Raw genomic sequence first — 9808 nt, 5'->3', positions numbered from 1 at the left:
GGGAGCCTCAAGGGTTCTGTTGCCGGGATGGGCGAGGATATGCACGACGCGCTCACGCTTCTGTCGCACGGGCGGTTCCGCACGCAGGATTTCACCAAGGCAAGCTATCCGCTGGAGGCCATTCAGGAAGCCTTCGAGACGATCGGCGAGCGGCCGCAACACCTGAAGACCCAGATCGCCATCGCGGCGTAAACTATTGAAGTGGAGGTACCAGATGGACCAGACGAACACGTTTCTTGCTCCCCCGTCCGAAGCGCGCAGCTTCGGGTTCTTCATCGACGGGCAGTGGAAAGAAGGCGCCGACCACTTCGAACGTAGGTCGCCGGGCCACGGTACGCCGGTCACGCGCACCGTTCGCTGCACGGTCGATGATCTGAACGCGGCGGTCGCTGCGGCGCGCAATGCCTTCGAGGATCGCCGTTGGGCCGGGCTTTCCGGTGCCGCACGCGCCGGCGTGCTCTTGCGCGTCGCGGAGATCCTGCGTCGCCGCAGGGACGAGATCGCCTATTGGGAGACGCTCGAAAACGGCAAGCCGATCTCGCAGGCGCGCGGCGAGATCGATCATTGCATCGCCTGCTTCGAGGTCGGCGCTGGTGCCGCGCGCCTGTTGCACGGCGACAGCTTCAACTCGCTCGGTGACGACCTCTTCGGCATGGTGCTGCGTGAGCCGATCGGCGTCATCGGCCTGATCACACCCTGGAACTTCCCGTTCCTGATCCTGTGCGAGCGCGTGCCTTTCATCCTGGCGTCCGGTTGCACCATGGTGGTGAAGCCGTCCGAAGTCACCTCAGTGACTACGCTGCTTCTGGCGGAGGTTCTGGCCGAAGCGGGCCTGCCTGCGGGTGTCTATAACGTCGTCACCGGTTCCGGCCGCTCGATCGGGCAGGCGCTGGCCGAACATCCTGACGTCGACATGCTTTCCTTCACGGGATCGACGGCTGTGGGGCGCTCCTGCGTCCACGCCGCCGCCGACAGCAACTTCAAGAAGCTGGGTCTTGAGCTCGGTGGCAAAAACCCCATTATCGTCTTTGCCGACTCCGACCTTGAGGATGCCGCTGACGGCGCCGCTTTCGGGATCAGCTTCAACACCGGACAATGCTGCGTTTCCTCGTCGCGTCTGATCGTCGAGCGTTCTGTTGCGGCAGAGTTTGAGAAACTCCTTGTCGAGAAAATGAAAAAGATCCGGGTCGGCGATCCGCTCGACGAAGGCACTCAGGTGGGCGCCATCACCACCGAGGCACAGAACGCCACGATCCTGGACTATATAGACAAGGGCAAGGCGGCGGGCGCAAAGCTTCTCACTGGCGGCGAAACGATTGATCTTGGCCACGGCCAGTACATCGCGCCGACGCTTTTCTCCGGTGTTTCCCCCGACATGGCGATTGCGCGCGACGAGATTTTCGGTCCGGTTCTGTGCTCCATGCATTTCGACACGGTAGAGGAAGCCATCCAGCTCGCCAACGACACGGTCTATGGCCTGGCGGCGAGCGTGTGGACGAAGAACATCGACAAGGCGCTGACCGTAACCCGAAAGGTGCGTGCCGGTCGCTTCTGGGTCAACACGATCATGGCGGGTGGCCCTGAGATGCCGCTCGGCGGTTTCAAGCAGTCCGGCTGGGGCCGCGAGGCCGGCATCTACGGGGTCGAGGAGTACACGCAGGTGAAGTCCGTTCACGTCGAGATCGGCAAGCGTTCGCATTGGATCGCATAATGTCGCAAGGCTATGATTATGTAATCGTCGGAGGCGGTTCCTCCGGTTGCGTCTTGGCGGCGCGGCTCTCTGAAAATCCGTCGGCGCGCGTCTGCCTCATCGAGGCCGGCGGGCGCGACAGTCATCCGCTGATCCACATGCCCGTGGGCTTTGCCAAGATGACGTCAGGTCCTTTGACCTGGGGACTGAAGACCGCGCCGCAGAGACACGCCAACAACCGTGAAATCCTCTACGCCCAGGCAAAGGTGCTCGGCGGCGGCTCCTCGATCAATGCCGAGGTGTTTACCCGTGGGCATCCCGGCGATTATGACCGCTGGGTCGAGGAGGGCGCCGAAGGCTGGGGCTTCAAGGACATCCAGAAGTACTTCCTGCGCTCCGAGGGCAACTCGATCCTCTCGGGCGCTTGGCATGGAACGGACGGCCCGCTCGGCGTGTCGAATATTCCCGAGCCGCAGCGCATGACGCGCGCCTTCGTGCAGAGCTGCCAGGAACTCGGCATACCCTACAATCCTGATTTCAACGGCCCGCTCCAGGAAGGTTCCGGGGTTTACCAGACGACGACGCGCAACAACCGCCGTTGCTCGGCAGCGGTCGGCTACCTCCGGCCGGCCCTGAAGCGCAAGAACCTCACGGTCATCACCGGTGCGCTCGTGCTGCGCGTCGTCTTCGAAGGGCGACGCGCCGTCGGGGTCGACTATCAGGTCGATGGCAAGCGGATGACCGCGCGCGCCGACAGCGAGGTGCTCTTGACCTCTGGCGCGATAGGCACGCCGAAACTGATGATGCTTTCGGGCGTTGGTCCTGCCGCCGCACTTCGCAGCCACGGTATCGACGTGATCCAGGATCTGGCCGGCGTCGGCGAAAACCTGCAGGACCATTTCGGCGTCGATATCGTCGCGGAGTTGAAGGATCACGACAGCCTCGACAAATACAACAGGCTGCATTGGTCGATCTGGGCGGGGCTTCAATACACCCTGTTCAACTCCGGCCCAATCACCTCCAACGTAGTTGAGGGCGGGGCGTTCTGGTACGGCGACAAGACGAGCCCTTATCCGGACCTGCAGTTCCATTTCCTCGCGGGCGCAGGTGCCGAGGCCGGCGTGCCCAGCGTGCCGAGGGGCTCCTCCGGCATCACGCTCAATTCCTACACGCTGCGCCCGAAGTCGCGCGGGACTGTCACGCTTCGCTCAGCCGACCCGCGCGATCTTCCGATTATTGATCCGAACTTCCTCGCCGACCCCGAAGACGTGAAGATCTCGGTCGAAGGCGTGAAGATCAGTCAGGAGATCTTCGCCCAGCCGTCGCTCCAGAAGTACATCAAGGTCAGGCACTTCCCGAGCCGCGATGTCCGCACGGAAGCGGATTACGTCGCCTATACCCGCCAGTACGGCCGTACCTCCTATCATCCGACCTGCACCTGCAAGATGGGGCGTGACGAGATGTCGGTGGTCGATCCGCAACTGCGTGTTCACGGGCTCGACGGAATCCGCATCTGCGACAGTTCCACCATGCCGAGCCTCGTCGGGTCCAACACCAATGCGGCAACGATCATGATCGGGGAAAAGGCCGCGGACATGATCCGCGGCAATGCCTGATCAGGCTGGCCGGCGGTGAAGAAAAAGGGCGGCTCGTGGGCCGCCCTTTTCCATCAGTCCCACTTGGGAACCCAGGGAAGTTGTCCTGGTTTGATGATGCGATAACCGGTCGCCGTCAGCGCATCGATCCTTTGCATGTCGATCGACGAGAGGGTGAAATCCATGATCTCGAAGTTTGCACGGATGTTTTCCGGCTTGGTGGACATGGTGTTGAGCGGAACGCCTTTCTGGATAATCCAGCGCTGCGCCACTTGTGCCGCGGACTTGCCGTAGGTCTCGCCGATCTTGGAAAAAAGGTCGTGCTTGAAGATCTCGCCACGGGCGATCGACGCGTAGGATGTGATCGGGATTCCGGTTTCGGCTGCGGCTGCGAGCAGTTTCTCCTGGTTGACCAGCGGGTGGAATTCCACCTGGTTGGTCACGAGCGGAACGTCGATGACGGACCGCGCTTCCCGCATCATGGCCGCCGTGTAGTTCGACACGCCGATCGACTTTGTCAGCCCTCGTTCCAGAGCGGATCGAAGCATGCGGAGCGATGGGGCGATCTCGCCGTTGGCCGGCGGCCAGTGCAAAAGAAGAACGTCGACGCAATCGGTCTTCAGGGCTCGAAGGCTCGTCTCGACCGAGGGGAGAAACGTCTCGTCCGTGTAGTTGTCCGGATGCACTTTCGTGGTGATGCAAAGCTCGGGACGGGGAACGCCGCATTCCGCCAGCGCCTCGCCCGTATCGGCCTCGTTGCCATACATCTGCGCCGTGTCGAAGGCCCGGTAGCCGACGTCGATCGCGGCCTCGATGGCCCGTCGCAGCTCGTCTCCTTTCAGCGGATACGTACCGAAGCCGCGCTGAAAGCTCTTCTGGAAGTAGATGTTCATGCCTCCCCCTTGGTCGATTGCCGAGCCGGCGTCGAATGCCGGTCATTCGAAAATCGCGCCGCCCGGCTTGTCTTGCTGCGAATTAACATATAACTAGTTAGTTACTTCAGGCAATGAAAAACGGAGGATCAGCCGATGAAGAAGGTGAAGAGCGCGCAGGAGGCGGTGCGGCTCATCAAGGATGGCTCGGTCGTCGCCGTGAACTCTTCCTCGGGCCTTTGCTGCCCCGATGCCGTGTTGAAAGCGCTCGGTGAACGCTTCGACAGCGAAGGCCATCCGCGCGGCCTCACCTCCATTCATCCGATCGCCGCCGGCGATTTCTTCGGCACGCGCGGTGTCGATCACATCGCCAAGCCCGGCATGCTGGTGAAGATCATCGGCGGCTCCTATCCCTCCGGGCCAAGCAATGCCGAACCGCCGCTCATCTGGCAGATGATCCTGAAGGAGGAACTCGCCGCCTTTAACGTGCCTTCCGGCATCGTCTTCGACATGTTGCGCGAGGGCGCTGCCAAGCGTCCGGGCGTGTTGACGAAGGTGGGGATGGAGACCTTCGTCGATCCCGAGCAGGATGGCTGCGCGATGAATGACCGGGCGCGGGCCGAGCCGATTGTCAAGCGCGTGTCGTTTGAGGGCGAGGACTGGCTGCATTTCCCGGCCATCCGCCCCGATGTGGCGATCATTCGGGCAACGACCGCCGACGAGAAGGGCAACCTGACCTTCGAACAGGAGGGCGCCACGCTCGGTGCGATGGAAATGGCGCTCGCCGCTCGCAATTCCGGCGGTCTCGTGATCGCGCAGGTCAAGCGTGTGGCGGCAAGCGGTACCCTTCGTCCCCACGATGTACGCGTGCCCGGCATCCTCGTCGACATCATCGTCGAGGCACCGGATCAGTTGCAGACGACGGCAACGGCCTATGACCCGGCTATCTCCGGCGAGTTGTTCCGCCCGCTCGAGACGTTCCGCACGCCGGCGCTCGACGTCGGCAAGGTCATCGCCCGCCGGGTGGCGCAGGAGCTTGAGGATGGCTGGGCAGTCAATATCGGCTTCGGCATTTCCGCCAACGTGCCGCGCATCCTGATCGAGGAGGGGCATCACGGCAAGGTCACGTGGGTGATCGAACAGGGAGCTGTCGGCGGTGTTCCGCTGCTCGACTTCAAGTTCGGCTGTGCATCCAATGCCGAGGCCTTCGTCGCCTCTCCGCATCAGTTCTGTTACTTCCAGGCGGGCGGATTTGACTGCTCGCTGCTGTCCTTCCTGGAAATCGACGCCGAGGGCTCGGTCAATGTCAGCCGTCTTGCTGCCACCCCGCACCGTACCGCCGGCGCCGGCGGCTTCGTCGACATCACCTCCCGCGCAAAGAAGATCGTCTTCTCCGGCAACTTCAATGCCGGTGCGAAGATGCGCGTCGAGGATGGGCGGCTGGTGATCGACAAGGAGGGCCGCATCGCCAAGTTCGTGCCGAAGGTGGACCAGGTGAGCTTCTCCGGCAAGCGCGCCCGCGCTCAAGGGCAGGACATCAGCTACGTCACCGAGCGCTGCGTCATCCGCCTCGACAGCGACGGGCTCATTGTCACCGAAGTCGCTCCGGGTCTCGACCTTCAACGGGACGTGCTTGATCAGGCGGCAACGCCCCTTCGCGTTTCAAAGATGCTGAAGCGGATGGACGGCGCCCTGTTCCGCCCAGAAGCCATGGGGCTCACGCTGTGAGCGATCCGCGCATTGACCTTGTCGTCACTGATCGCGTCGCGCGGCTGACGCTCCGTCGCCCGGAAAAGCTGAACGCGATCGACGCGGATATGGTGGAGGCGCTCTCTAAGGCCTGCCGCGCCATCGAGCGTTCGGATGCGCGCGTGGCTATCCTCACGGGCGAAGGGGACCGATCCTTCTGCGCCGGTGGTGACATCGACGCGTGGAGCTGTCTCGATGCCGACACGTTTGCCCGTCGCTGGCTGCGTGATGGCCACGACGCCTTCGATGCGCTGGCGCGGCTTTCCGTGCCGCTGATCGCCGTCTTGAACGGGCATGCGCTTGGCGGTGGATTGGAACTCGCCGCCTGTGCCGACCTGCGCATCGCCGAGGCGCATGTGAAGATCGGCCAGCCGGAACCGGGTCTCGGCATCATCCCCGGCTGGTCGGGCACGCAACGCGCCTCGCGCCGGTTCGGAGCGCAGCTGGTGCGACGCATGGCACTTTTCGGCGAGGTCTACGGTGCCGAGCAGGCACTGTCACTCGGGCTCGTCGACAGGGTGGTGGCAAAAGGCGAGGGGCTTGCTTCTGCACAAGCCGATGCAGCGCGCGTGCTCCAACGTTCGCCGCGCGCGACCGAACTCACCAAGATGCTGATCAACGCGGCTGAGGGTGAAGAGAGCGAACGCGTGGTTGAGGCGCTCGCCGGCGCGGTGGCGGCAGCATTGGGCGATTTAACGGAAGGCCTGGCGGCCTATCGCCAGAAGCGGTCGCCCCAGTTCAACCGATAGCTCGGCGCCGTTCTCCGGTGACCCGGCCCTTTATAGCGGTGCCCCATGAAATCTGACGATAAAGCATTCCTCGCGGACCTCTTTCGTGCGGCGATCGAAGCCGCGGATCCGGAAAATGCCCTGCGCGCTCATCTCCCAAGCCAGCCACGCGGACGGACCGTGGTCATCGGCGCCGGTAAGGGTGCGGCCCAGCTCGCCGCGGCTTTCGAAAGGCTCTGGCACGGTCCGCTCGAAGGTGTTGTGGTGACGCGATATGGTTATGCCGTTCCCTGCGAGCGTATCCGCGTCCTTGAGGCCGCCCATCCGGTACCCGATGCAGCCGGACTGCAGGCAGCAGATGCGCTTTTCGAGGCTGTGCGTGATCTGACCGAAGATGACCTTGTCGTTGCATTGATCTGCGGCGGCGGTTCGGCCCTGCTGCCGTCACCGCCGGGTCACCTGACGCTGGACGACGAAGTGCTGCTCAATCAGGCCCTGCTTGCAAGTGGCGCGCCGATCTCGGTCATGAACGCCATCCGCAAGCAGGTATCGGGTATCAAGGGCGGTCGTCTTGCAGCCGCCTGCCATCCGGCAAAGGTTGTCACTTTGGTGGTGTCGGACGTGCCGGGTGACGATCCGGCACAGGTCGCCAGCGGGCCGACCATTCCGGACATGACGGATCGCGCTCTGGCACGTAGCCTGGTCAAGACCTGGGGCATTGCCCTTCCGGCGCAGATTGCTGCGTGGCTCGATGGCGAGGAAGGCTTGGCACCCCTCCCGGGCGATCCGGTCTTCACAAGAAACGAGGTCCGGGTGATCGCCTCGGCGAGCCTCTCGCTCGAGGCGGCCGCCGCGCGCGCCGCGTCCCTTGGCGTTCCCGCCGTCATCCTCTCCGATTCCATCGAGGGGGAGGCGCGCGATGTTGCCCGCGTTCACGCGGCCATTGCGCGTGAAGTCGCCGGTCGCGGCCGGCCGTTCTCGCGCCCTGTCGTCATTCTTTCGGGTGGAGAAACCACCGTCACGATCAAAGGCGGCGGCAAGGGTGGGCGCAACACGGAATTTCTGCTGTCGCTTGCGCTGGCGGCCGAAGGGATCGGCTTCTCGGCAATCGCTGCCGACACCGATGGCATCGATGGCTCCGAAGACAATGCCGGCGCCTTTGTCGACGGGCAGAGTATGGCGCGTTTGCGCAACCTGGGACGCGATCCTTCGGTCTTGCTTGCCGAGAACGATGCCTGGACGGCCTTCCATCACCTCGGCGACCTGTTCGTTCCCGGTCCGACCGGGACCAACGTCAACGACTTCCGGGCGATCCTGATCCGATAGATAGGACCCGCGCCATCGCGGCGCGGGCCCGATATTGCCTCACGCCGGAACCGGTGCGTCGTCGCGCAGCAGGCCCTTGTGCTTCAGGTCCGCCCAGAAATCTGTCGGGATCGGATGCGAGAACCAGGCGAGGTTCTGTTCCAGTTGTTCGAGCGTGCGTGTGCCGGCCATGAAGGACGGAACGGCCGGATGGGCGACAACGAACTGCAGGGCGGCCGCGGCGAGCGGTACGTTGTAGGCAGCGCAGACGACTTCGATTTTCGCAACCTTTTCGAGGATCTCGCGTGGTGCTGGCGCATAGTTGTACTTGGCGCCTTCCTTGGCGCCGGTTGCCAGGATCCCCGAATTGAAGCCGCCGCCCACGACGACGGCGGCGCCGCGCTCCTGGCAGAGCGGCAGGAAGGTATCGAGCGCCTCCTGTTCGAGCAGCGTATAGCGCCCGGCCAGCAGGAAGCAGTCGAAGTCGTGACGTAGCAAGGCTTGCTCGCAGACCTGCCATTCGTTGACGCCGACACCGATGGCCTTCACGACCTTCTCCGACCGCAATTTCTCCAGCGCCCGCCAGGCGCCATCCATCGCCTGCTCGAACACTTCGGGCTGCTCGCTGCCGCGCGTGAAGACGTCGATATCGTGGATGAAGCACATGTCCATGCGCTCCAGTCCCAACCGTTGCAGGCTGTCCTCGAAAGCCCGCATCGTGCCGTCGTAGCTGTAGTCGAAATGCATCGTGAAGGGGGCGGCGTTTGTCCAGGGCGCAAAATCGATGGTGTCGCGCCGCGCCGGGCGCAGAAGTCGCCCGACCTTGGAGGCAAGGACGAAGTCGTCCCGCTCCTTCCAGCGCAGAGCATGACTCGTGCGCAGCTCGGCAAGGCCATGGCCATACATTGGCGCGGTGTCGAAGAAGCGGACGCCGGCCTCCCAGGCGCGCGAAAACATTGCTTCTGCGGTCGCCTCGTCGATCTCGCGAAAGATGTTGCCGAGAGGTGCCGTTCCGAAGCCGAACGCGGTCACTTCCAGATCCGCCCTTCCGAATTTTCGCTTTTGCCCGGGATGCATGATTTTCCTCCATAAGTAACTGAATGGTGAATAGTATGCATGGCCCTAAACGGCTGTGCAAGCTGCATCCTTTTCGGCCTCGAAGTTTTTCGTCTTGACGGCGTCCGGCTTCAGAATATATGTAACTAGATAGTTACTAGAGATGAGGCGAGGCAGATGTATCTCACCGAAACGCAGGAGCAGGTGCGCGACATGGCGCGTGCCTTTGCCGACGAAATGATCCGCCCGATGGCCGAGGAGCTTGATCGCGAGGAGCGCTTCCCGGCAGGGCTTTACGACGAAATGGCAAAGCTCGGGCTTTTCGGCATTGGCGTACCGGAAGAGCTCGGCGGGCCGGGTTTCGATACGCTCACTTACGCACTGGTCATGGAAGAACTCAGCCGCGGCTACGCGTCCGTTGCCGACCAGTGCGGCCTGATCGAGCTCATCTCGACCTTGCTCGTCCGGCACGGGACCGAAAGCCAGCAGGCGATGCTGCCGGATATCCTCGGCATGCGCGCCAAGGTCGCCTATTGCATCACCGAGCCGGAAGCCGGCACGGACGTTTCGGGCATTCGCACCACCGCAGAGCGTGACGGCAACGGCTGGCGGCTGAACGGCGGCAAGATCTGGATCCACAATGCGCCGGTCGCCGACTACGGCTTCGTGCTCGCCAGGACTGACAAGGAAGCGGGAAACCGCGGCATGTCGATCTTCATCGTCGACCTGCATGCGGCAGGCGTCGAAAAGGGGCCGAAGGAACACAAGATGGGTCAGCGGGCGAGCCAGGTTGGCGCGCTGAACTTCGACGAC

General features: G+C 63.2%; 8 protein-coding genes and 1 pseudogene. 7 read left to right on the top strand and 2 right to left on the bottom strand.

Annotated features, from left to right (window positions below; genetic code table 11):
* The 3 genes and pseudogenes from VGO04_RS30670 to VGO04_RS30660 all read left to right on the top strand — a co-directional run.
* Positions 1–192: pseudogene (locus VGO04_RS30670) on the top strand (dehydrogenase); the annotation flags it as partial.
* Positions 193–214: 22 nt separating this feature from the next.
* Positions 215–1711 (top strand): aldehyde dehydrogenase family protein, encoded by a 1497-nt coding sequence (locus VGO04_RS30665; protein WP_327499762.1) that lies wholly within the window; start codon positions 215–217, stop codon positions 1709–1711.
* Positions 1711–3306: a GMC family oxidoreductase gene (locus VGO04_RS30660; RefSeq protein WP_327499761.1), complete on the top strand. Its 1596-nt coding sequence runs from the start codon at positions 1711–1713 to the stop codon at positions 3304–3306. Before VGO04_RS30665 ends, VGO04_RS30660 begins: the two co-directional genes overlap by 1 nt.
* A gap of 53 nt (positions 3307–3359) precedes the next feature.
* On the opposite strand, the gene VGO04_RS30655 is transcribed toward VGO04_RS30660, so the two are convergent.
* Complete coding sequence (locus VGO04_RS30655; RefSeq protein ID WP_327499760.1) at positions 3360–4178, bottom strand: aldo/keto reductase; 819 nt, start codon at positions 4176–4178, stop codon at positions 3360–3362.
* Between the two features lie 135 nt (positions 4179–4313).
* Between VGO04_RS30655 and VGO04_RS30650 the strand changes: the two genes are divergently transcribed.
* From VGO04_RS30650 to VGO04_RS30640, 3 genes are read left to right on the top strand one after another with little or no spacing between them, the layout of a single operon-like run.
* Positions 4314–5885 carry an acyl CoA:acetate/3-ketoacid CoA transferase gene (locus VGO04_RS30650; protein ID WP_327499759.1) on the top strand — a complete coding sequence of 524 codons (1572 nt, stop codon included), beginning with the start codon at positions 4314–4316 and terminating at the stop codon, positions 5883–5885.
* Positions 5882–6655 carry an enoyl-CoA hydratase/isomerase family protein gene (locus tag VGO04_RS30645; RefSeq protein WP_327499758.1) on the top strand — a complete coding sequence of 258 codons (774 nt, stop codon included), beginning with the start codon at positions 5882–5884 and terminating at the stop codon, positions 6653–6655. The genes VGO04_RS30650 and VGO04_RS30645 overlap by 4 nt, the downstream gene beginning before the upstream one ends.
* A gap of 45 nt (positions 6656–6700) precedes the next feature.
* The gene (locus VGO04_RS30640; RefSeq protein ID WP_327499757.1) at positions 6701–7960 is read left to right on the top strand and encodes a glycerate kinase; all 1260 of its coding nucleotides are present in this window, start codon (positions 6701–6703) and stop codon (positions 7958–7960) included.
* A gap of 39 nt (positions 7961–7999) precedes the next feature.
* On the opposite strand, the gene VGO04_RS30635 is transcribed toward VGO04_RS30640, so the two are convergent.
* Positions 8000–9016 (bottom strand): aldo/keto reductase, encoded by a 1017-nt coding sequence (locus tag VGO04_RS30635; RefSeq protein ID WP_327499756.1) that lies wholly within the window; start codon positions 9014–9016, stop codon positions 8000–8002.
* Between the two features lie 156 nt (positions 9017–9172).
* Between VGO04_RS30635 and VGO04_RS30630 the strand changes: the two genes are divergently transcribed.
* Positions 9173–9808: acyl-CoA dehydrogenase family protein (locus tag VGO04_RS30630; protein WP_327499755.1), on the top strand; the 636-nt coding region annotated here is incomplete at its 3' end.

It is taken from the genome of Ensifer sp. (assembly GCF_035999185.1).
Classification (GTDB): Bacteria; Pseudomonadota; Alphaproteobacteria; order Rhizobiales; family Rhizobiaceae; genus Ensifer.
This window is presented reverse-complemented; position numbering and strand designations above follow the sequence as displayed.

Coding starts and splice junctions, on each gene's coding strand:
- VGO04_RS30660 (WP_327499761.1), top strand. CDS start 1,711: ATGTCGCAAGGCTATGATTATGTAATCGTCGGAGGCGGTTCCTCCGGT.
- VGO04_RS30635 (WP_327499756.1), bottom strand. CDS start 9,016: ATGCATCCCGGGCAAAAGCGAAAATTCGGAAGGGCGGATCTGGAAGTG.
- VGO04_RS30650 (WP_327499759.1), top strand. CDS start 4,314: ATGAAGAAGGTGAAGAGCGCGCAGGAGGCGGTGCGGCTCATCAAGGAT.
- VGO04_RS30640 (WP_327499757.1), top strand. CDS start 6,701: ATGAAATCTGACGATAAAGCATTCCTCGCGGACCTCTTTCGTGCGGCG.
- VGO04_RS30665 (WP_327499762.1), top strand. CDS start 215: ATGGACCAGACGAACACGTTTCTTGCTCCCCCGTCCGAAGCGCGCAGC.
- VGO04_RS30655 (WP_327499760.1), bottom strand. CDS start 4,178: ATGAACATCTACTTCCAGAAGAGCTTTCAGCGCGGCTTCGGTACGTAT.